This is a genomic window from Lysinibacillus sp. NPDC056185 (assembly GCF_047737915.1).
Classification (GTDB): Bacteria; Bacillota; Bacilli; order Bacillales_A; family Planococcaceae; genus Lysinibacillus.
Genome location: NZ_JBLLLQ010000020.1, coordinates 15,423 through 38,521, shown reverse-complemented (window position 1 = coordinate 38,521; position 23,099 = coordinate 15,423). Strand labels below are relative to the sequence as shown.

General features: G+C 36.7%; 22 protein-coding genes and 1 riboswitch. Of the genes, 6 read left to right on the top strand and 16 right to left on the bottom strand.

All coding sequences use genetic code 11. The features are described 5' to 3' along the window. Positions 1–110: 110 nt before the first annotated feature. Genes ACMZ42_RS18060 through ACMZ42_RS18050 form a run of 3 tightly spaced genes read right to left on the bottom strand, consistent with a single transcriptional unit; the run spans position 111 to position 811 of the window. Positions 111–308 carry a gamma-type small acid-soluble spore protein gene (locus ACMZ42_RS18060; protein WP_370079264.1) on the bottom strand — a complete coding sequence of 66 codons (198 nt, stop codon included), beginning with the start codon at positions 306–308 and terminating at the stop codon, positions 111–113. 15 nt (positions 309–323) lie between these two features. Further along, positions 324–533, bottom strand: coding sequence for a hypothetical protein (locus ACMZ42_RS18055; RefSeq protein WP_370079262.1), 210 nt, complete (start codon positions 531–533; stop codon positions 324–326). A gap of 44 nt (positions 534–577) precedes the next feature. Beyond that, positions 578–811, bottom strand: coding sequence for a hypothetical protein (locus ACMZ42_RS18050; protein WP_370079260.1), 234 nt, complete (start codon positions 809–811; stop codon positions 578–580). Positions 812–1,176: 365 nt separating this feature from the next. On the opposite strand from ACMZ42_RS18050, the gene ACMZ42_RS18045 reads away from it, so the two are divergent. Continuing rightward, positions 1,177–1,671, top strand: coding sequence for a L,D-transpeptidase family protein (locus ACMZ42_RS18045; RefSeq protein WP_370079258.1), 495 nt, complete (start codon positions 1,177–1,179; stop codon positions 1,669–1,671). Positions 1,672–2,135: 464 nt separating this feature from the next. Here the strand turns inward: ACMZ42_RS18045 and ACMZ42_RS18040 are convergent, their stop codons facing one another. After that, positions 2,136–2,900 (bottom strand): DUF2935 domain-containing protein, encoded by a 765-nt coding sequence (locus ACMZ42_RS18040; RefSeq protein ID WP_370079256.1) that lies wholly within the window; start codon positions 2,898–2,900, stop codon positions 2,136–2,138. A gap of 172 nt (positions 2,901–3,072) precedes the next feature. On the opposite strand from ACMZ42_RS18040, the gene ACMZ42_RS18035 reads away from it, so the two are divergent. After that, positions 3,073–4,746: a ribonuclease J gene (locus ACMZ42_RS18035; RefSeq protein WP_415732276.1), complete on the top strand. Its 1,674-nt coding sequence runs from the start codon at positions 3,073–3,075 to the stop codon at positions 4,744–4,746. Positions 4,747–4,963: 217 nt separating this feature from the next. Here ACMZ42_RS18035 and ACMZ42_RS18030 read toward each other — a convergent pair whose 3' ends face one another. After that, positions 4,964–5,599: a restriction endonuclease subunit S gene (locus ACMZ42_RS18030; RefSeq protein WP_415732275.1), complete on the bottom strand. Its 636-nt coding sequence runs from the start codon at positions 5,597–5,599 to the stop codon at positions 4,964–4,966. A gap of 211 nt (positions 5,600–5,810) precedes the next feature. Between ACMZ42_RS18030 and ACMZ42_RS18025 the strand changes: the two genes are divergently transcribed. Beyond that, complete coding sequence (locus tag ACMZ42_RS18025; protein WP_142510121.1) at positions 5,811–6,200, top strand: helix-turn-helix domain-containing protein; 390 nt, start codon at positions 5,811–5,813, stop codon at positions 6,198–6,200. Between the two features lie 148 nt (positions 6,201–6,348). On the opposite strand, the gene ACMZ42_RS18020 is transcribed toward ACMZ42_RS18025, so the two are convergent. After that, positions 6,349–7,224: a radical SAM/SPASM domain-containing protein gene (locus ACMZ42_RS18020; RefSeq protein WP_415732274.1), complete on the bottom strand. Its 876-nt coding sequence runs from the start codon at positions 7,222–7,224 to the stop codon at positions 6,349–6,351. A gap of 187 nt (positions 7,225–7,411) precedes the next feature. Here ACMZ42_RS18020 and ACMZ42_RS18015 point away from each other — a divergent pair, with 187 nt between their 5' ends. Continuing rightward, positions 7,412–7,798, top strand: coding sequence for a hypothetical protein (locus ACMZ42_RS18015; RefSeq protein ID WP_415732273.1), 387 nt, complete (start codon positions 7,412–7,414; stop codon positions 7,796–7,798). Positions 7,799–8,070: 272 nt separating this feature from the next. Here the strand turns inward: ACMZ42_RS18015 and ACMZ42_RS18010 are convergent, their stop codons facing one another. The 3 genes from ACMZ42_RS18010 to ACMZ42_RS18000 form a co-directional block, all read right to left on the bottom strand. Next, complete coding sequence (locus tag ACMZ42_RS18010; RefSeq protein ID WP_370079371.1) at positions 8,071–9,468, bottom strand: SpoVR family protein; 1,398 nt, start codon at positions 9,466–9,468, stop codon at positions 8,071–8,073. A gap of 33 nt (positions 9,469–9,501) precedes the next feature. Then, on the bottom strand, positions 9,502–10,659 hold the full coding sequence (gene yhbH / locus ACMZ42_RS18005) for a sporulation protein YhbH (RefSeq protein WP_415732272.1): 1,158 nt from the start codon (positions 10,657–10,659) through the stop codon (positions 9,502–9,504). 158 nt (positions 10,660–10,817) lie between these two features. Continuing rightward, on the bottom strand, positions 10,818–12,713 hold the full coding sequence (locus ACMZ42_RS18000) for a PrkA family serine protein kinase (protein WP_415732306.1): 1,896 nt from the start codon (positions 12,711–12,713) through the stop codon (positions 10,818–10,820). Between the two features lie 555 nt (positions 12,714–13,268). Between ACMZ42_RS18000 and ACMZ42_RS17995 the strand changes: the two genes are divergently transcribed. After that, the gene (locus tag ACMZ42_RS17995; protein WP_415732271.1) at positions 13,269–14,273 is read left to right on the top strand and encodes a M23 family metallopeptidase; all 1,005 of its coding nucleotides are present in this window, start codon (positions 13,269–13,271) and stop codon (positions 14,271–14,273) included. A gap of 150 nt (positions 14,274–14,423) precedes the next feature. Here ACMZ42_RS17995 and ACMZ42_RS17990 read toward each other — a convergent pair whose 3' ends face one another. Beyond that, positions 14,424–14,579: a hypothetical protein gene (locus tag ACMZ42_RS17990; RefSeq protein ID WP_415732270.1), complete on the bottom strand. Its 156-nt coding sequence runs from the start codon at positions 14,577–14,579 to the stop codon at positions 14,424–14,426. 316 nt (positions 14,580–14,895) lie between these two features. On the opposite strand from ACMZ42_RS17990, the gene ACMZ42_RS17985 reads away from it, so the two are divergent. Next, a complete protein-coding gene (locus tag ACMZ42_RS17985; RefSeq protein WP_415732269.1) occupies positions 14,896–16,590 on the top strand; it encodes a methyl-accepting chemotaxis protein in 1,695 nt (564 codons plus the stop codon). Positions 16,591–16,848: 258 nt separating this feature from the next. Here the strand turns inward: ACMZ42_RS17985 and ACMZ42_RS17980 are convergent, their stop codons facing one another. From ACMZ42_RS17980 to ACMZ42_RS17955, 6 genes are all read right to left on the bottom strand, one after another. Then, entirely contained in the window at positions 16,849–17,535 is a 687-nt protein-coding gene (locus tag ACMZ42_RS17980) for a hypothetical protein (protein ID WP_402871379.1), read from the bottom strand. An 86-nt stretch (positions 17,536–17,621) separates the two neighbouring features. Next, positions 17,622–18,140 (bottom strand): methyl-accepting chemotaxis protein, encoded by a 519-nt coding sequence (locus ACMZ42_RS17975; RefSeq protein WP_415732305.1) that lies wholly within the window; start codon positions 18,138–18,140, stop codon positions 17,622–17,624. Between the two features lie 209 nt (positions 18,141–18,349). Continuing rightward, positions 18,350–19,846: a sodium:solute symporter family protein gene (locus tag ACMZ42_RS17970; RefSeq protein ID WP_415732268.1), complete on the bottom strand. Its 1,497-nt coding sequence runs from the start codon at positions 19,844–19,846 to the stop codon at positions 18,350–18,352. Between the two features lie 24 nt (positions 19,847–19,870). Next, a complete protein-coding gene (locus ACMZ42_RS17965) occupies positions 19,871–20,623 on the bottom strand; it encodes an SDR family NAD(P)-dependent oxidoreductase (RefSeq protein WP_415732267.1) in 753 nt (250 codons plus the stop codon). Further along, positions 20,623–22,365, bottom strand: coding sequence for a methyl-accepting chemotaxis protein (locus ACMZ42_RS17960; protein ID WP_415732266.1), 1,743 nt, complete (start codon positions 22,363–22,365; stop codon positions 20,623–20,625). Before ACMZ42_RS17960 ends, ACMZ42_RS17965 begins: the two co-directional genes overlap by 1 nt. Before the next feature lie 108 nt (positions 22,366–22,473). Beyond that, positions 22,474–22,559: riboswitch (cyclic di-GMP riboswitch) on the bottom strand. Positions 22,560–22,789: 230 nt separating this feature from the next. Next, on the bottom strand, positions 22,790–22,984 hold the full coding sequence (locus ACMZ42_RS17955) for a hypothetical protein (protein ID WP_142510112.1): 195 nt from the start codon (positions 22,982–22,984) through the stop codon (positions 22,790–22,792). Between the last annotated feature and the right edge of the window lie 115 nt (positions 22,985–23,099).

Genomic DNA, 23,099 nt, shown 5'->3' with positions numbered 1-23,099 from the left:
CTCCTTACATTTACTTTTCATTGTAAAATAAAGCAGTATTTTAATCAGTGATTTTTTCATCTAAATAGAAAATAGAGGAGTACTTAATTTCATACTCCTCCCCAATTAGCTTATTGCTTTTTCCCATGAATCTGTTGCTTTACTTCTTCGACATCTGTATCACTATATATTTCCGTACCATGCCCACCTCTCTGGGCTAGTAGCTTTTTCACTTCGTTGTATGATAAACCACCTTCTGCATTTTCTCTTTTTACTTCATTAATATCTGTTCCAGCAGAAGTAAACTGAGCTTCATTATGGTCAGTCATATAAATCCCTACCTTCTATAATTCATCAGGCTGCAATTCGATCAATTCATCGCCTTCTCGTTCTACTTTTTTATTGAGTTCCTTAATCGGTATAGCATCAACCGTTTGCATATCTTCGTGTAAATCGAAAAGACTTATTGTATCTGATTCGACCATGTCTGGCTTGTTCTTGCTTGCTAAATTCATAAATATTTTTTTCTCATGTGGTATGTTTTCTATGTCCATCTTTGCTCACTCCTTTACCTGTAGCATGTGCAATATTGGACAAATCATGTACCTTTCGTTTTCGCACTTTTATCGATACGATGATATTCAGATATTTGAATGACCCGAACATTTCTTGTATGCAGCTCATGATACATCCCTCTACTATCTGTAAAGGATATATATTGATCTCGTTCGCTGCGAACTAATGCCTCTGCTTTTTCCTGTGATTCGATATGGATAAATCTCCGTACATAATGCATTTCATCAAAAAAATAAGTAATTTTAAATTCTTTCATAAATAACTCCTCGATTACTGGATATAGTTTGTTACTGCTTATCATATCCAACTAACTACAATAGCTATCCTTATGAAAAATCAATTATGCTTCGGCATAATTACGTCTGGAATTGGCTTTATGGTTTAGGCCTGCAGATGTTTTTTGCACGAAAGCGTATCTACAGGTACAGGTGTTTGCTGAAAGAAGTTAAAGGTATTTTCTATATCCACGGCATAACCTGTATAAATGAAATTATTTTAGGCACATCACCATAGCGTGGGTTGATTTCCGTTCCGACTTGGCGCTTTCGAAACGACATTCGTTTTAACAAATATCATCCCCAACTTTTGGAGATGAGCCTTAATCTATTGGAGGTGATAAATTTGATTCATACAGTTAAAGCAGGAGAAACTTTGGCTCAAATAGCTAGAAATTATCGTACACCGTTATCATCCATAATGGCTGCTAATCCTGGGTTAGATCCGAATGTAATTTATTTAGGACAACAAATTGTTATACCTGGATTTCCTAATCCAAATACTATTCCTTATAGAATAGATATTTCTACGGAAAATCGATGGCTACGGTTATATAAGGATAATATTCTTCAAAAGCAATATCCAATTGCGGTTGGTAGGATGTTACATGATACACCTACTGGAAATTTTATAATCATTAATAAAGCTCCAAATCCCGGTGGTCCGTTTGGGACAATGTGGATGAGTTTATCGAAAGAGCATTATGGTATTCATGGAACTAATAATCCTAGCTCTATCGGTCATGCCGTTTCACGGGGGTGTATTCGTATGCATAATAAGGATGTCGAAGAGCTTGCAAGCATTGTCCCAATCGGTACTGGCGTTTTTATTCACCCTTAAAATTCAACAACGTGAGTGAAGCCGAGTAGCCTCCACTCTTTAAGTTAGGCGCTTACAATCATCATAATTCAGACTAAAAACATTCCTAAGATTTTATCGGAATGTTTTTTAGTTTTATCGGAACATTATGTGGATTTATCGGAATGTTTTCCAATTTTATCGGAACATTATGCTGATTTATCGGAATAAAAAAGGCAACCTGAAAATCTCAGGTTGCCTTCACTTTTTATGCCAACATCCAGGGTGACGTGCCAGAAGACACACGCTATGTGAAGTGGTTGATTGGAGTGAAGGCTGGGCGACTCCTTGGGGATCAGCGTCACAGATGAGAGCCTGCAGCGAAGCGGCTCATCGGACGCCCCCAGGAAGCTCTGCTCTGTGCGAAAGCGAAGCGTCAGCAACAAAGCGCCCAGTCGGAACGGAAATCAACCTCTCACTTTGCTAAAGAGACCTCTTTAGTGAAATTAACCTTCGCCTCTAGATTGTGCAAGCTTCGATAAATAGTATTGCTCCTCTCTTAGCATATGATCCGCCATTAGAGCTGTAAATGTACCTAATACTTCTGCACTTAACTCCATCTCCTCTAACTCCCGTAAAAAAGTTTTGAATAATCCCATTTCTATATCCACATCATGATTAAAACGAGTTAATGCGGGAAATGAGTCTATATTTGAACGCAAGTATCCTGTAAGCTCTACTGCTTTTAAATAAAACTCTTCAAAATGTTGAGCGAAGGTAGTACTTTTTTGTCTCAATCTTCTTTCTACACCATCCAAATCGTCATGAATGATACCTGCATGTCCTGATGCATCTAACAGCCAGAGTAAGTGATGATGTAGCTCATGAAAGATTGGCGGGACTTCCCCCTTCTTCAAATAGCTAAGTACATTTTGATACTCCTCTAATTCATTCACCATATGATTAAAAAAGGTAGGTGGTAGATGGGTATTAATATTTCCCGTTAATTGCTTTCTAAGCAAATAAAATTTAAATTGCTTTAGTTGTTCTACAGCTTCATCGACTGTAAGTGAGAAGGAAACCGCATTATTGGCCTCTATCGAATTTACATAGGCAAGAAGCTGAGAAAATTGAAGAATAAATGCGCTCGCTCTTTTAATATCCTCTGTTTCCGATGGATACAAGGAATCATGAATAAATTGAGAATGGTCTTTCAGTATTCTTAGCCAAAACCTATGTTCAAACATCGCATGCTGTAAGTAATTCGACAACCAGTCACATCTCCTTTATTCTATACGTTCCTCTATTCTATTCTTCATGAAAATCTAATATTAATGCTTAACCTAAAATTGTCTTTTCGTATAGGATGAAACGCTTAAAGCTATACTACTAATGCTGAATTTTCATTAAAGGAACATACTGAAAAATTAGGAGGGAATAGGCTTGTCCACAAAAGACAATATGTTATCGATTTTCGCCTTAGGTGGCATTAATGAGATTGGAAAAAATATGTATGTAGTACAGTATGGGAATGATATTTTAATTATCGACTGTGGCGCTAAATTTCCAGACGAAAGCCTACTAGGTATCGATTTAATAATTCCTGATATTACGTACCTACTGGAAAATAAAGAAAAAATCAAAGCATTAATTGTAACACATGGACATGAGGATCATATCGGCGGTATCCCTTATCTGTTAAAAAAAATAAATGTCCCTATTTATGCAACACGCTTTACTCTTGGTTTAATCGAGCTAAAGTTGAAAGAACATAAGCTTTTAAGAGAGACTGAGTTAATTGAAATTCGTTCTGATTCATCATTAAATTTCGGACAAGTTGATGTTGGTTTCTTTAGAACAAACCATAGTATACCTGATTGCTTAGGAATCGTTATGAATACACCTGAAGGCAATGTAGTACACACTGGAGATTTTAAATTTGATTTAACGCCTGTCAATAATCAGTTTGCAGATATTCATAAAATGTCTGAGATAGGATCAGAAGGCGTATTAGTACTTATCTCTGAAAGTACGAATGCCGAACGACCTGGTTTAACTCCTTCAGAAAAGCTTGTCGGTAGTCATATAGAAGATGCATTTTTACATGCCGAGCGTAAAATCGTTATCTCTACTTTCGCTTCTAATGTTAATCGCATACAGCAAATTGTAGATGCAACGATTACTACAAATAGAAAACTTGCATTACTTGGGCGGAGTATGGTGAATGTTGTAGATGTTGCGCTTGAGCGAGGCTATTTAAACATTCCAGAGGATATGTTAATAGATGCACGTGAGGTGAAATATCTTCCTCCCGAAGAGGTTGTTGTATTATGTACGGGTAGTCAGGGTGAGCCATTAGCTGCACTCTCTCGCTTAGCAAATGGAAATCATCGTGAAGTCAAAATTTTACCTGATGACACAGTTATTTTAGCTTCATCCCCTATTCCAGGGAATGAAAAGGGTGTATCACGGATCGTTGATAATTTGTTCCAGCTAGGTGCGAAGGTTATTTATGGCTCGGCCAGTCATACCGGTATGCACGTTTCAGGTCATGGCTACCAGGAAGATTTAAAACTAATGCTGACGCTAATGAAGCCCAAATTTTTCATTCCGATTCATGGTGAATTCCGTATGTTACATCAGCACCGTTTGTTAGCTGAGTCCGTTGGTGTCAAAAGAGGGCATACGTTTATTATGAAAAACGGGGATGTTGTTGATATTGAAAATGCTATGGCTAGGCAAACACGTAAAATTCCTTCAGGTGATACGTATGTCGACGGTATCGGTATCGGTGAAGTCGAAGGAATTGTTTTACGAGATCGCAAACAGCTATCAGAAGACGGTATGCTCGTTATCGTTATAACACTTAATAAAATAGATGGTGCCTTTATTTCAGAACCGGATACAATTTCGCGGGGCTTTGTTTATGCCAAAGACTTTGAGGAGCTTTTAACGAAAGTAAATATTCTCGTCAAAGAAACGGTAAATGAGCTTCAGGAAGAAAGTAAGCAGCCAATCCATGTCTTAAAAAGAGAAATCAAAAGAGCTGTCGGTCAATATCTATTTACACAAACAAAAAGAAAACCAATGATTTTACCTATAATTATCGAAATTTAACTTCTTTCAGCAGATGTCCCAACATCCGCTGAAAGAAGTTAAAGCCTCCGGCGGATGTCACGGAATCGGAAAGGAGTTCTTTGTGCAAGCACAAAGCCGATTCCGGACGCAATTATGCCGAGGCATAATTGATAAAAGTCGGTGTAAGGGGTTTTTGCCTTTACACCGACTAAATTCATTTTATCCGATTCCAGTGCGGATGAAGAACCTTTTTACTTTATTTAAGCTCACCCTTAAAAATTTTATGTAGCATTATATTGTAAATATGCTGAGCCCGATTAAACCCATGTTGTAAATTTTGTGAGTGATTTTCTATTTGCATTGAAAAATTGTTAAAATGCTGTGGTAGCCCCTCTACTGCTATCATCAAAGACTCTTTATTTTTTAATAAAAGATGAATCTTATTTAAAATTTGCACCTTTCTGTGTTGGTTATCTATCATCGGAATATCAATTGATATATGGTACAAATGATGCCATTCTTTATTAATTTGATACCATCTAAGAAAGTGTAATAAATAATCACTTAAAATAATTGTTTCATTTGGAATAATAGCGACGATATCATTTGCAATATATGTTTCAGTTTCGCATTGATAAATATATTTATTTGTTTCCTTCAAATTAGCTTTAGTAAGAATGATGGTTTTAGCTGGTACTGGTGCACACTTAAAATGTTTTTTAAATGTATTATTAACTTTTGGTAATTGTTCAATATCACCATTTAGCATTAACTTTTTTAAATTTTCTGCTGTAATTAGGGGTACTCCGACGTTTGTAAAATACTTTTTCTTCGGTACTATTTTCCCCTCTTCTATTTTAGCAACTTCATCTAATCGATAACGCTTTACCATGCCTGAATCCTCCAATCCTCAACTTAATTAGTTATACCCTAAAACAAGCTACTGGAATCATCAACACTATTTTTCATAAGTCTTTTTTCTCAATAAAAACTTACTACCAATCATTGTACCATTTTAATGTAACATTAACTCTATTATACCACTATAATGGTATAGGCATTTTTAATGTTTTTCACTAGCTTTTTACATAGAGGTGAATCATATGTCAGACTTTTTAAAGCTAGTAGGCGAACAACTCCGTATTATTAGGGTTTCCAAGGGGCTTAGTCAGGAAGAAGTAGCAGAAAAAACGGGGAAACTAGGTTTTAGTAAAGGACGAATCTCAAACATTGAACACGGGCAATCTAATATTACATTAAGCACTTTAGAAACACTGATGAAAGCATTAGATATTGCACCTGAGGAGCTTTTTAATTTTCAAAAATTATCTGGTGTTACTGATATTGAAGAAAAGAACCTTGTGCTTGATATACATCGTTCAGTATTAAGGGAGCGCAATTTAGACGAAGTGAAATACGTAGTACGTATTACGAAGGATTTTTTAGATACTATTGATTCACAATCAAAGAAAAACAGCTCCAATAGTCAATGACGTTGGAGCTGTTTGACGGCTAACTACAAATTATTTTATCAAATGTCATCCAAAATTTTTGATGATGAACCTGTTCTATCCTGGTGGCATGCCATTGTTTTAACCATATAAAAAATCCATTTAGTCTACAACCAAATGGATCTTTCTATTACATTCCAAACTTTTGACGATAGCCACATTTTCTGCATAGCTCTTCTACTGCTTCTCTACGTGAAAATCCGTCGATAATATTATTTGCACGTTCTCCTTCAACAATGTCTGTAAAGGATTTCTCATTCACATTCCCCAAATTAATAACGCCCTCACCATCAAGACAGCAAGGCACTACTGTACCATCCACTAAAATAGCGGCTTGGCTTCGTAGGGCATGGCAAAAGCCTTTGCCTTCATCCTCCGGTTCCAGTAAGCTTGGCCACTTGAATTCATGATCTTGATTTAAATAAATATTATTAGCAATTTTTACACCTTTACCGGGCTGCACTTTTTCTTCGATGCGATAATCAAGATTATATTCATTTTCTAGAATTTCAAGCGTTTCACGATTTCTTCGTGCCGCAAGATCCGTTACACTATCCTTTTGTAAATTCCATAAACGATATGAAATAATCGTATTATAGTCTCTCGAAGCACGCACAAAATCTAATATATCCCCTAAATATTTCTCACGATTTTCCGATCCCTCATGGCCGTCGAAACTATGCAAAGAAAAATTGATTTGGCGTAAGGCTGGTTTCCCTAGTATCTTTTCGTGATTCTTTTTAATTAGCGTACCGTTCGTTGTAATGTTAACTTTAAAACCTTTCTCATGTGCTGCATCAAGTAGCTGATCAATACGTGGGTGTAAAAGCGGCTCTCCTTTTACATGCAAATAAATATATTTCGTATGAGGACGTATTTCATCCAATATTTTATTAAATTGTTCTACTTTAATAAGTCCCTTTGCACGAGCAGTTGGCGGACAAAAGCTACATGCTAAATTACAGACACTCGTTATTTCTATATAAACCTTTTTAAATGTTCTCAACGTTGATTCACCGTTCCAGTTCTTCTTATATTCAAATCCTATTCATTTTATCAAATTTTACGATAAGGAACAGTTTTTCAGTCTCCATCCCCTCACATTATTTATACATATTAGGGCTACACGAACAAGTAAGCTAGAGAAAAATTAATAACTTAATAGTAATGCTAAAATGAAGGAGGTGAAAATTATGCCTGATAATGAACATTCAAAGGATCCATCAAAAAAACATATTACCATCCATCTTACTATTAATATTGGCAATAAAGAAATCCATTTTGAACAAAGGGCTGAAGGTGGAGGACAAATCAATAAGGATGTAGGTACTAATGCCAACCAAGGCGGTCAAAATGCCATAAACGGCAGTACTAGAAATATAAACTCCCAATTCGCTGATGGAAACGGTAGAAGCGGTATTGCTGGTGACGATAATGATGAAGCTGGCGGACAACAAGGCATAAAAGTAAGAGACAGTAGAGTTATCGACAGCGATATCCATTCATCTTCGAATCATAGTGAAAGTAGTGAAGATGAAAATGAGTCCTCTCCATTGTTAGAGGAAAATAACAACGAATAAAGTTTATTGGGATCATCGAACATCCCCATGAAGCTTTGCTCTGTGCGAAAGCGAAGCGGCAGCAACAAATGTTTTCTGTAGCGAAAGCGAAGCGTCAGCTACAATTGTTTTATCTGTGCGAAAGCGAAGCGGCAGCAACAAAGCGCCCAGTCGGAACGGAAATCATGGCGATGAACCTTTATTTTCTGAACTGCAAAAACTTCTATCTGTAGGGGTATTTCATACCAACAGATAGAAGTTTTTGTTTTGATTATCCACCAAGGAACCATGTCTCACACATTGCGTTTATAATTTTTTGTACCATCATATGAATAAAGCATTGGCTTTCCATCCACATTTGTTTCTAGATGTACAGGACGACCCCATAGCTGATAAATATATGGCAAAACGTTTTCTAAGTAGTGTGGATCGAGCTCCATTCCCTCGTAGCCATGTACTAAATAGAGCTCTCCGTTACGAAGGTAATCTCCGTTTTTAACGACGATATATGGGAATCCCCCGTTTACACGCATCGATACGAGCTGATCTCGAACCATTTCATGCTCCTTATCTGTAATACGGTATTCACTGCCCTTTTTCTGGAACAAATAAAGATCTTCACGTCTTGCTAAATCCTTCGTCAAATAGTTACGGATAAAGGATATATCCGACTCTATCTCTCTAACCTCAAACATTTTCTCTCGACCTGAGTTTGGCTGAACATCTAGCTTTCTCATCTCTTCCGTTGGATGATTATAGCGGTTCTCAATATCCTCGAAAATTTTCACACCAAGGTAATAAGGATTAATGGATGTTTTTGAAGGCTGCACAACACCTGCATTTAATTTCGCATATTCAATCGTTTCCGCTGTTGTTAACTTAAGCTCACGCATGATGCGTTGATGCCAAAAGGAAGCCCAGCCCTCATTCATTATTTTTGTCTCTAATTGTGGCCAAAAATAAAGCATTTCCTCACGCATCATCGTTAATATATCTCGCTGCCAGTCCTCGAGCTCCCGACTATGCTCCTCTAAAAATAGCAATAAATCTTTTTCTGGCTTTGGTGGGAAGTGCTTTATTTTTCGCCTTACCGATCTATACTCTTTTTCCTTATCGTCTAAACGCCAGAGATCATCATACGGTGATTTTGCTTGATGAATTTCCTCCTCAAGTTCATCCTCCGTATTCCAAGACAATTTTGGTCGTAAAAGGGAAGGATCGATATGCTCCTGAATCGCTAAAACCGCATCTAAAAACTGTTCGACCTCTTCCTTTCCATATTCTCTTTCATAGCCAGCTATCCGTTCAGCTGTTGCAGTCATACTCTCCACCATATCTCTTCTAGTATTGGAGAAGCGTACATTATTTTTAAAGAAATCGCAGTGTGCCAATACATGCGCAATAATCAATTTATTTTGTGTTAACGTATTGTTATCTAGTAAAAATGCATAACATGGGTTTGAGTTAATCACTAGCTCATAGATTTGACTTAGCCCTAAATCATATTGAAGCTTCATTTTGTGGAATTGTTTACCGAAGCTCCAATGTGAAAATCGAGTAGGCATACCATATGCGCCAAATGTATAAATAATATCTGCCGGACAAATTTCATAGCGCATTGGAAAGAAATCTAAGCCAAAGCTTGAGGCAATTTCTGTAATTTCATCAATTGCTCGTTCAAGTTCGTTCATCTCCACTTTTCTGCCCCCTCCTTTGAACATGATTTAAGATTCATTTTTTTTGAAAAAGCTCTTTAAGGCATCGTACACATCGCCTTTTTTTCTCAAAATATGATATCTAAATTTAGGGTCATCTATTTTTTTGTAAGTGTACATAAGTGTAGAGAAGCGGTTATGCTGATTGACTTCACCATATCCAAACATGCTCGATACATCCATTAACTCTCCCACTAGCTTCAAGCACTTTTCATTATCCATCGATATATTTTCACCATCTGAAAAATGTACTGGATAAATATTATAGCGAGCAGGATTATACTTTTCCCGAATTAGTTCCAATGCTTTTATATAGGCAGATGAACAAATCGTTCCACCGCTTTCTCCCTTCGTAAAAAACTCCTCTTCTGTCACTACTTTTGCCTCGGTATGATGCGCAATAAATTCAATTTCCACTGTCTCATACTTGGAGCGCAAAAATTTTGTCATCCAAAAGAAGAAACTTCTTGCGCAATATTTTTCGAAGGAGCCCATCGAGCCACTTGTATCCATCATAGCAAGGACCACTGCCTTCGATTCAGGTTTTTCCACTTCGTCCCACGTTTTAAAACGCAGATCATCATTATGAATCGGCGTAATTTCTGCTTTTCCTTGCATAGCATTACGCTTTAGCGCATTAAGGATTGTGCGCTTTTTATCGACATTTCCCATTAAACCTTTTTTCCGAATATCGTTAAACTCAATTTTTTCCGTCTTAATATCCGCTTTTTCTTTCTGCTGTAGGTTTGGTAGCTCAAGCTCGTTAAATAACACATTTTGAACCTCTTCAATGCTTACTTCAGCTTCATAATAATCCTGACCTGGCTTGTCACCAGCTTCTTTTCCTTTACCATTAGCCTGATTGCCTCTGCTGGGATCACGCGCAACCACATCACCTACATTACTGTCTCCTTGACCTTGCCCAACATGTTTGGAGTTATCATAGTTATATCGAATTTTATATTCATCAAGTGAACGTATAGGTATTTTAATTACCTCGCGACCATTGGACATGACAATGCTTTCTTCACTAACTAAATCCGGTAAATTATTCTTAATCGCATCTTTTACTTTTTCCATATGCCGTTGCTGGTCCTGGTGCCCTTTACGATGGAGGGACCAATTTTCCTGAGAAATGGCAAAACGTTTATTTTCGTTTTCAGTCATTTTTATCCTCACCCATCTATCAAATTCGCTTTTTCTATACTATGCTAGTCATTCGCTTTCTTGAACTTATATGAAGATAAAAGGAGTGCCCTAAAATGGGACACTCCTATTCATTCCTATCAATAGTCTTATAGTTTCCACTGAATAGGTTAAAGCCACTAACGATTTAACAGACTACCTACATACTGCAATAATTCATTAGCAGACGTTGTATTATAGCCATGCTCATCAACAAGTCTTGCTACAACCTCATTAATCTTCTTCAGCTGTGATTCATCCGGCATTTTTGAAGATGTTGTAATTTTCACGACATCCTTAAGATCCGCAAATAGTTTCTTCTGTATTGCTTCTCGTAATCTTTCATGAGAATTATAGTCAAAACGCTTACCTTTTCGAGCATAAGCAGAAATACGAATTAATATCTCCTCACGGAATGCCTTTTTCGCATTTTCCGAAATACCTATTTGTTCTTCAATAGAGCGCATTAATTTTTCATCAGGATTCATTTCCTCACCAGTCAATGGATCGAAAATTTTATTTTTATTACAAAACGCCTCTACATTATCGAGGTAATTATTCATCAATGTTTTTGCAGACTCTTCATACGAATAAACAAATGCTTTTTGCACTTCATTTTTGGCAATTTCATCATACTCTCTTCGAGCAACTGCAATATAGTTCATATATTTTTCTCGATCTTCCTGAGAAATGGAAGCATGCTGGTCAAGCCCATCCTTAAGTGCACGCAGAACATCTAACGCATTAATAGATGGTACCTCTTTTCGAATAATTGCAGAAGAAATACGATTAATAATATACCGTGGATCTATACCGTTCATGCCTTCGTTCGGAAACTCTTTTTTAAGCTCCTCTAAGTCAACGGAATTAAATCCCTCCACATTTTCTCCGTCGTACAGTCGCATTTTTTTTATGAGATCCACACCTTGTTTTTTCGGTACTTCTAGTCTTGTTAGAACCGAAAAGATTGCTGCGGCCTTCAATGCATGCGGCGCAATATGAACATGTGACATATCGCTTTCTTTAATCATTTTTTCGTAAATCAATTCTTCCTGACTAACTTTTAAGTTATACGGAATCGGCATGACAATAATACGTGAATGTAACGCCTCATTCTTTTTATTTGAAATAAATGAACGATACTCCGTTTCGTTTGTATGCGCAACAATTAATTCATCTGCACTAATTAATGCAAATCGACCTGCTTTAAAATTACCTTCCTGTGTTAAAGATAATAAATTCCACAAGAATTTTTCATCGAGCTTTAACATTTCTTGGAACTCCATCATACCTCTGTTTGCCTTATTTAACTCCCCGTCAAAGCGATAAGCACGGGGGTCAGATTCTGAACCAAATTCTCCGATTGTTGAGAAATCAATACTACCTGTTAAATCTGCAATATCCTGTGATTTTGGATCTGATGGCGTAAATGTTCCTATGCCCACACGTTTGTCTTCAGAAAAAGTAATACGTTCAATCATTACATTTTCAATACGTCCATCGTACTCCTTTTCAAGACGCATCGTATTTAAAGGCGATAAGCTTCCTTCAATTCGTATACCATACTCCTCAAAAAATTCATTACGCAAATGATGTGGAATTAAATGTAGAGGATCCTCATGCATTGGACATCCCTTAATTGCGAAAACTGCACCCTCATCTGTTCTCGAAAATTGTTCGAGTCCACGTTTCAACAAGGTCACTATCGTTGATTTACCACCACTTACTGGTCCCATTAATAACAAAATACGTTTTCTAACATCCAATCTTCGCGCTGCTGGATGGAAATATTCCTCCACCAGTCTTTCAATTGCTGTTTCAAGCCCAAAAATTTCTTGCCCAAAAAATTCATACATTTTTTGCCCATCGCGTTCCTCTACACCAGCATTTTTTACCATATTGTAGACGCGTGAATGGGCTGTTTGAGCAACTTCAGGTCTTTCCTTGATGATGTTTAAGTAATCTGCAAATGTACCTTCCCACTTTAGCCGATTTTCTTCTTCGCGATAGCTTTTCACTTTATCTAAAATGTTGATAGCCTTCCCTCCATTCAGGGCTTGATTTATAACATAGTATGAAGGAAATGGCATTATGATACCCAATACTTTTTCTTTGTTGAAGTTTCTTCTTATTGCCTATAATTTTTTTCCTACAGAATAAAGGAATTCAAAGTCAAACAAAAAGAATGTTTTAAACTTACTCGTTTCACCTGACGTTTTATTGTTTCATCACCAAAGTTAGGGTGACATTTGTTAAAAGATACTACTTGAGATTAAGTTGATTGAAGTGGAGACTGGGCGACTCCTTGGGGATTAGCGATTAGAGGAACGAAGGCTAAAACCATCACGTCCTGTGATAACGCCTTCGTGACCAACATCCTGTTGGCCCGAGACCCTGGAGCGAGCAACGCGAGTGAAGCGGCTCATCGGACGCCCCCAGGAAAGCGCCCAGTCGGAACGGAAATCAACCTACGCTATGTGCCCGTTTTTATCACAAAAAATTGCTCATTTCTACCGCTTCATTTTCCCACAAAAAGTGCTGAATGAAGATAAAAAATTCGGTTATTCTAACGTTAGAAAGGAGGTCCACTATTGAATCGCCATTTTATATCCCTTTTATCATGGATGTTATTATGGAGTTTTACTCTCCCCTCTGTTGCTTTAGCAAAAGAAGAACCCTCCCAAGAAGAAATTGTGCAACAACGTATGGCCTATTACGTACAATTTGATGAATTACTTATCCCATGGCATTTCTTAGCAGCCATTGACCAATATGAACGAAATTTACAATCCGTTCGCAAAGATATTCCGAAACGGGATGGTATCATTGCCATTCAATTTTCTGATGAATATTGGTCAGGTGCTTTAAATCCTGTACGAGATGATACTCGCCCAGAAACAATTAGTTTCTTTGGAGGGATGGGCCTAGATGGCAATAGTGACGGAGTTGCCAGCCCAAAGGATGATACCGATATAATTTTCTCCATGGCTACATTTTTAAGTAAATTTGGAACAACTGATGAGGACTTTAAATTAGCTTTATGGGAATATTACGGAAGTGAACAAGCCGTAAATCAAATCTTCGCCATTTCCAAAATGTATAGTCATTTCAAAACAACTGAGCTCGATGCCCACACATTCCCAATCCCCACTAATTACGATTACAGTTATCGGAGTACATGGGGAGACAATAGGGGCTGGGGTGGACGCCGTATTCATGAAGGAACAGATATTTTCGCTAGCTATGGTACTCCCGTACTTTCTACCTCTTATGGGGTAGTGGAAATAAAAGGATGGAACCAATTTGGTGGTTGGCGCATAGGAATTCGTGATAATCATAACTCATATCATTATTATGCCCATCTCGGTAGTTATAATAAGAAGATTAAAGTAGGCGACTTTGTCGAGCCTGGAACTGTTCTCGGTTATGTTGGTAGTTCTGGCTACGGTAAAGAAGGAACGTCCGGAAAATTCCCGCCCCATCTTCACTATGGCATTTATAAGTTCAATGGACGTACAGAATGGGCATTTGATCCATATCCATCACTACTACAATGGGAACGACTAGCTAAAAAAGCAAAGCAAAACAGTAATTAAATGTTACACACAAAAAAGAAGGATAGATAAAATTGACTTTATCCATCCTTCTTTTTCTATATATCGGTAATTTCAAAAATATTGTCGTCGCTAATCTACCAGAAACTTTCTACCTCTGATCCGTACGTTTCTCCCCTTCAATCTTTTTGACTAGATTGTTGCAATCTTCCGTACTGATTTTCCCAGCTCTGTATCTTTGCCTTGAGCGTCTACAATACCATAAGTGAATAAGCCACCTTTAAACTCGTCCAAGAAATAAACATAGCTTCTAAAGATTGGTTTCGCTTCCCATTCTCGTTCAGCCACATTACCCTTACATTACCCTTATGCCGTTTAATGACAGAAAAGTTTTTATGTAACACAAACTTTATGGGAATTAATTTTACAACAAGTACTCTTTCATTAAGTTAGGTATAAATACATAAAGTCTTTTTTAAAAATTAGAATTTCTATTTAGACATATACATTTAACTACCTATAATATAATAACCATTTGTTATTGTACTAAAAAATATTATTATTTTTTCACTAAAAGAGGTTTATTTATATTTAAATTAAGGTATTGAATAATAATTGCACTATAGCAATTTATAGTAATCAAATTAGCAAAGGATGGAAAAAGATGAACGGAATTTTTCAATTTAAAACACTTAAAGCCCGAATATTAAGTGCATTTCTTCTTTTATTAGTACTAGTTGCTTGTTTTAATGCCTATACTTACATTTCCAATAATAAGATGGAAAAACAAGCTGAAAGTTTAGTGAATTTAGATTTAGTTGACTTAAATGCAAGTGAAAAATTAGCAATGTCTATGAGTGTTCGTCTCAATGCAGCTTTAATCTATGTAACGACAGGAAATGAAAAATACATAGAAACATTTAATAAATATCGTCAAATTGCTGAGGAAAGCATTGACCTCTTGAATAAACACGAAAAAAATCCTAAGCGTGAAAAGCTAGCAGCAAAGGGAACCGAGTGGAGCAATCGTGTCAATACCGAGGTATTCGATGTCTATAAAAAAGGCGATAAAGAATTAGCATTAAAAAATTTAATGGCTATGAATAATGTGGTAACGGAAGTTCGTACTGGTTATGAAAATTTAGCAAATAAACGCGCAGATGAAATTATTAAAATAGGAGATACAGTAGTATCTACAAGCCAACACAATAAAACGCTTGGACTTATTTTTAGTATTGGATTAGCAATTGCAGGAATTATTATTGCTATAGTCACGTCTAACAAAATTTCAAAACCTATTACGATTGTCTCAAAGCGTATGAGCGAATTAGCGGATGGTAACTTGCAACATGAACCACTTCCAATAATTCACCGTGATGAGGTTGGTCAATTAAAGCTTTCCGCAAATAATATGAGTGAAAAATTAAAGCAAATGATAAGCTCAATTCATGCTGTTTCCGAAACAGTAGCAGCTAGTAGCGAAGAGCTGGCCCAATCTTCTAATGAAGTACAATCAGGTACAGAACAAATTACCGTAACTATGCAGGAGCTAGCCTCTGGCACTGAAACACAAGCATCTACAGCAGGTGATTTAGCCGAAACAATGACTTCTTTCCAACGAAGTATTCACGAAACAACACAGGAAGGCATTGAATTAACAGCGCATTCAAATCTTGTACAAGAACTAACGACTACAGGTAAAGGCTTAATGGCACAATCAACACAACAAATGGCAACCATTAATGAAATTGTTTTAGATTCAGTGAAAAAAGTGGAAGGCTTAAATGCACAGTCTGCTGAAATTTCCAAACTTGTTTCAGTCATAGACGATATTTCAAATCAAACAAATTTACTGGCCTTAAACGCAGCCATCGAAGCAGCTCGGGCAGGTGAGCACGGTAAAGGTTTTGCAGTTGTAGCCGATGAAGTTCGAAAGCTTGCAGAACAAGTACAGTTCTCTGTCACTGATATTTCTACAATCGTCAACCGTATACAAGGTGAAACTGGTAATGTAACAACCGCTCTACAATCTGGCTATGAGGAAGTAAAAAGAGGAACTATACAACTAGATCAAACAAATGAAACATTTGAACAAATTTCGGAAGCCGTTGAGGACATGATTCTTAACATAAATACCATTTCAGGCAATTTAAATAAAGTTGCTCAAAATTCCGAATCCATCAATGTCTCCATCGATGAAATGGCTTCTATTTCTCAAGAGTCTGCAGCTGGTGTAGAACAAACAACAGCAACTGTAGAGGAAACAGCTGCTACTATGGAAGAAATTTCAAGGGGTGCAAATCATCTCGCTAGTATGGCTGAAGAGCTAAATATTCAATTACAGCAATTTAAAATTTAAAGTACGGATTCATAATACCCTTTAATTTGGAGAACGTGAACGTTTTGGGTCTCTAACGGAGATTTCTTTGGTACCCCGAGCACTTTGGAGTGATACCTGATCAATTCTTTCGCTCACCCGAGCACTTTGAGACGATACCTGATCACTTCTCTCGCTCACCCAATCACTTTAAGATGATACCTGATCATCATTCTAGATTATCCTAAAAGCTAAAAAGCTATCTCGACATTACGTTCGAGATAGCTTTCTTTACTATGTTTATTGCCACTGTCTAATTGGTACCCTTTCAAGCTCATAGCGTTTGATAATAACACTGATCTTCTGAAACCATTCCTCACATAACTCTAACGCTTCTTGATACTCATCCTCTTCTCTTGAAATAGGCTCACCGTTATCTAGAAAAACATATTCTAGAATAGGATCAGATAAGTTATCAGCTACAATCTTCAACGTCAATTGAGTCACAGTGTTATCCTCAGGGTCCTCTTCATCGGATTCCTCTTCTTCTATATCCAGATCTTCACCAAGTAATGAACCACTTATTAAACTATTGCTAGTCCTAGCAATATACATTTCGTCCTCTACTATAGCAACTTCATATATTTTATTGAATGAGATTTCTTTTTTAATCAAATCTTCTTCTAAATCTTCTCTACTTACGAGAAAAAGTGTATTTGTAGGTTCGTTTAGTAATAAAGCGTTTAAACAATCATTTGAGATAATGCAATGCGTATGAGGGATAGCCATAAGCTCCTCCTCACTTGCCTCTTTCATTTCATTTAATCTATTGTTATAGATATATCGTTCTTTAACATATCGAATAATTCCTGCTATTAATACTCCTAAACCAATTAAAAAATAGACGTTGCTAAAGATAGCCGTTTCGACTAACTTTGCTAGTAATAAATAGATCATTCCTAGAAATACAAGAAAAAAGGTTTTCATCCATATCCCACCCTCAAAAAGATAATCGATAGGTTTATTTCATCCATGTTAATAGAAATTTTATTCTAACGATTATCTTTTCATTCTTAATTTCTGTGGGAAATATCTGTGTTTTTAGCGTCTACATCAAACTTTGAAACGGATTTTTCCAGTTCTTCTGCCATTTTGTTCAGTTTTAAAATAGAATGGAGGATATCTTGATTGTAGCTTTCTTGCTCCATCGTACGCTCTACAACACTTTCTGTTGCCTTTGCAGCCTTATTAGCTAGCATCGTTGTTTCCATAACGCCTGCTGTAATCTCCTCAGAAAATGCAGACATTTCTTCTGAGGTTACAGAAACTTGTTTGGTATGAGATACTACGCCCTGAATAGATTGGAGAATACTTTCAAATGATTTTCCAGCTTCTTCAACAGCTTGTAAACCATCTTCTACATTTCCTGTTACAACATTCATCGTTTGCACCGTTAAGCTCGTATCCTCATTTATTTTGGAAATCAAATTTGATATACTATTCGCCGATTTTTCTGATTGCTCCGCGAGCTTTCTAACTTCTTCAGCTACTACGGCAAAGCCCTTTCCAGATTCATCGTCGAACTCCTTTATTTTCTATGCGAATACTTACTTTTAAATTTTGGTAATAATAAATTTTACAACATTATCCTGGTAAAATGTCTCTATTTCCAAAGTACTTTATTTTTTTGCTAAAACAAGCTAAAATTGCCATTTTCAAGTGTTTTTTTATGCATAAAAAAACACAAGGGCATTAAAAATCAATGCCCTCATGTTCCCGAATTTTCATTTATAAATAATCATCAATTTGAATGATCCATTAATTCCTCTTTACCACCAACATCATCTAAAGTCTTATCTTTTTCAATCTTATGCATCTCAAGAACATGTTGCGAAGGTGGAATAAGCAAACTTACAATAACAATTGTAATACCTGTGATCACAACGCCTGAGAAAACAGGTGCTTGCCACAGCTCATTTAACAAACCTAAAAATCCTTTTGATTGGATTGTAAGACTAGGCACATGTGTTAAAGATGTAATAGTGTAATAAACTAACCCGACAGTTATACTAGCCCAAACTGCAGGTGTACTTACCCGCTTCCAAAACGGTCCTAAAACGATTGGCCAGAAAATCGTCACGAAGACAATATCCCATGCCAAATATGCTAAATCAATTACTTTCTGGAAGCTGACCGCTAAAACTAAGCCTAGCAAAGCGCTTAAAATAATAATAAGTCTTGAAAATCTTAATAGTTTTTTAGGATCTGGGTTACGATTAATAAAGTCTAAATAAATGTTTTTTGTGATAATTCCTGAAGTCGCAACATAACACGCGGCTACAGTAGACATCCCCATCGCTGCCATTGCTGTTAAAAAGATGGCTGCTAATAATGGAGGGAAATATCCTTGAGCAAAGGCAAGCATTAACGTCTCTGGGTTTGTACTATTAGGATAAATCGTTTTGAACGCTTCTCCTAACATACCCGGAATCCAGCTGATCGCGATAATAATAGTTCCAGCTATAATCATACTGCGCTGTGCTACTTTTGGACTTTTCGCCGCGGCTACCCTTTGTCCTAAGTCCACTGCCGGAATATCACCAAGTGCTAACACAAGATATAGCGTCCAAAACTCTGCTCCAGCCTTATTGAAGAGTTCACTAATATTCCACCACTCCGGGTTAAATGTTACATCAGGGTAATAGAATAAGATAAAAATTGTGATCCCTACTATACCTGCTACTGCCAGTGCCCCCTGAACAATTTCCGTATAGGCTACAGCCCATAGGCCCCCAATTACAGAATATAAGGCAGTTAATGATACAAAAAGTAATGCTGCTGGAATGAAATCAATTTGCAACAGCTGCTGAATAATATACGTGCCACCAACTGTTAACGCAGCGGCATTAAAGACACCAAAGGCAATTGCCATGACGACGCCTGTATAAGCACCTAGCTTTTTACTGCCATATCTTAATCCATAGTAGTCTGCTAATGTCCAGCCTTTTAATCTACGTAAAGGCTTCGTCCAAATGAGTGCTCCAAGAATCATACAAGTCCCTAAACCGCCCATTGTCGCTGAACCTTCAAAGCCGCCACTTGTGTAGCCAGAGCCTACTGCTGCAAAGAAGAATGGGGCTGCTAATAAGGCCGCCACTAGACTTCCTGTGACAACAGATAAAGGCATGCTCCACCCAGCAACAATTAAATCCTCTGCAGTATTAACTCGTTTGTATCCTTTATATCCAATGTAATAAATAAAAATTAAGTATAAGCTAAAGATGATTATATTTAACATTGTATTGCTCCTTAGTTTTTCACATTAACCGTTCATAACGACTCCGCCATTAGGCGTTAACACTTGACCTGTATAGAAATTCGCATTTTCTGAAGCTAAAAATAACACAGTCTTTGCGATTTCCTCTGGTTGAGCTAATCGTTTTAACGGATATTTAGCAGACTCTTCCTCTACATAATTCTCTCCGAATTCCTTTAGGATGTCTGTAAATGTACCACTAGGAGCTACTGCATTGACTAGTATCGAAGGTGCTAACTCTCGTGCCAAAGCCTTCGTAAATGCATTAATGCCACCCTTTGCAGCAGAATAATGCGTAAATTCCTCACAACCTAAACTACCAATATCAGAAGAAATATTAATAATTTTTCCGTTGTTTCGTTCTTTCATTCTTTTTGCTGCTTCTCGACAATTGTAGAAGCAACCATATAGATGAACTTTAATCATTTTATCCCACTGCTCATCTGTTAAATCCGTAATACTTGAAGCCTGTGCGAAACCAGCGTTATTGACAAGAATATCGATAGCGCCTAACTGTTTGTCCAAATATTGATACATAGCTTGAACTTGCTGTGAATTCGATACATCTGCATTAAATTTTATAGCCTGTACACCAAACTTTTCTGCTTGTGCACGAGCCTCTTCTGCCTCGTTATCATCACCAATATAATTGATACATACATTGGCTCCTTGCTCGGCAAAGCCTAAAGCAATGGCTTTGCCGATTCCTTTACTTGAACCCGTAATTAGTACATTTTTTCCTTTAAAATTAATTTCCATTATTGACCGTTCTCCAATTTGAATTTTGCTACAAGTACCTGTAATTCTTCTGCTGTTTTTCCTAATGAAGAAGATGCCTCTTTCACCTCTTGCATGGTCGTCAATTGCTCTTGCGTTGCATTTGACACATTCGCTGAGAATTCAGATGACTGCCCCGCAGATTGCTTAATATTATTAACAGATGCTGCTACTTCCTCCGAAGAAGCTGAAATTTGTTGAGATGCAGCTGAAATTTCACGTATCTGACTTGCAACTTCTTCTGATGAAGTGAGAATTTCTTTAAAGATTTCTCCTACTTCGTTTGTAAACTCCATACCAGCCTTTACATCTTCTTTCCCTTTTTCCATAACCGTGATAGAGGCGTTAGAATCAGCTTGAATAGTACTAATTAAATTGTATATTTCCGTTGCAGATTGAGATGATTGTTCCGCTAATCGTCTAACCTCATCAGCGACAACCGCGAAGCCTTTCCCATGCTCTCCAGCTCTAGCAGCTTCGATTGCCGCATTCAATGCTAGTAGATTTGTTTGATCTGCTATGGCTGTAATAAGATTTACGATATCGCTAATTTTTTTCGTATTGATATGTAATCCGTTTATTGTTGTACCGATTTGTTCAACAGAATAATTAATCAACTCCATTTGTGCAATGACTTGCTGAACAACATGATTTCCACGTTCTGAAGCTTGCGAAGCAGAAATAGATGATTCAGCGGCCGTATTAGCAGAGTCAGCAATTTGCTGGATTCCTGTCGCTGTTTCTTCCATAGCAGCAGCTGTTTCCTCAGTCATTACCATTGAAGCCTCAGCGTTTTGCGTGATTTGTCCCATGTCTTGAGCAATAGTTGTTGAGCTGTTATATGTTTCTGCTGCATTAACAGTTAGCTGATTAGCAGCAGAAGAAACGTTGTCAGATGTATTTCTAATATTTAAAATGATATGTTGTAAATTCGAAACCATCGTATTAATAGATTTAGATAAATTTCCGATTTCGTCCTTCGTTATTTCTAAATCTACATTTACTAATTCCCCATTCGCTACTTGATTTGCAGCGTTCACTACTTTCTTAAGTGGTTTTAATAGACGATCAATAATTATGTAGAGTAAAACTAATAGAAGTAAAATTCCAATAACAGCTATAACAATTTGTTTTATGACACTTGTTTTAATGATGGTATTTATGTAGTCCGCAGAATAATCAATGCCTAATAACGCAATTAGCTTGCCATTGTCATCTTTAATAGGGGTAAACACAGTTCGCCATGAACCATAAGGATCTTCGAAAATATCAGTTACAGCAGTGCTATTATTTTTAATTGCCAATTTAGCTGTTTTTACATGTTCATCTGCTAAATCAGTAAAGATTTCACCCGCTTCATAGACATCATTCAAATTAGATGTATAGCCAATCGGGTTAACGCCACCTGCGTCCTTCACATCCCAAATATAGCTCCAACTCATAATACCTTGTTCTTCTTGGATCTTATCGAGTTGCTTTTGAATTTTCTTAAATTCAGCATTAGTCTCTCCCTTTTCAGTCAATAAATCTTTAACCTCATTACTATCAAGATTCATAGCTGTCAATAAACCAACACTTTTCAACTCTTGTTCTAAATCAACAGACATTCGATTGTTTAATTCTCTAATACTTTGCGTAGTAATAATAGCAATTAGAAGCAAAACAATAATAGAAACCGTTAGTAAAAGTTTGTTTTTTAATGAAACATTTTTAAACAACTTCATGATTATTACTTCCTCCTTTATCGTATTTTTGGCAAAAAAAAGAACCTATTTCAAAAGAAACAGGCATCAAAGAATATGACTAGCAATATATGTACTTAACTAGTACTCCTTTGCAGCTCAGCCATCATAGTATTTATTACCTTAGATCTGTAGCTTTGCGTCTCTACCTTTCAGTAGATTTGCCCATCTTTTTCCTCCTCAAATTAACACAATGGGTAAAAGTAGTCAATGTTACCAGTTGAAAAACCACATAATATTTACCATTTTACTATTACAATAAAATGAACAATATTACATAATTTTCTCGGCTCATCCGCAATTCTCTTCAGAGAAATTAAAAACAGCTACAACGCAATATTGTAGCTGCTACTATAATTTTAAATAATCAATTACCCCTAAATGATTATTCAAATTAAAGATATATCTATTTTAGTGTCATGTATAAGACTGACGGTATAAATGATAAAGCAAACATACAGGAATACCACATAGATGTACGGCGTAATGAAAAACGAACTTGTTTCTTTTCTGCATAAAAAATGTCTAACATCACTGAAGCAACAACAAGTGGGATCGTAACACATGCGAAAGCAACTAATAAAATGTTTAAACCAAACATAAAAGCACCCCTCTGTTCGTGAACATTTATTTTTCCTCTTTGTGACAACTTTATGTCAATTTCAGTGTACACAATTTCGTCACAAACTGTCAACTACATTCAACTAAGAAAAATG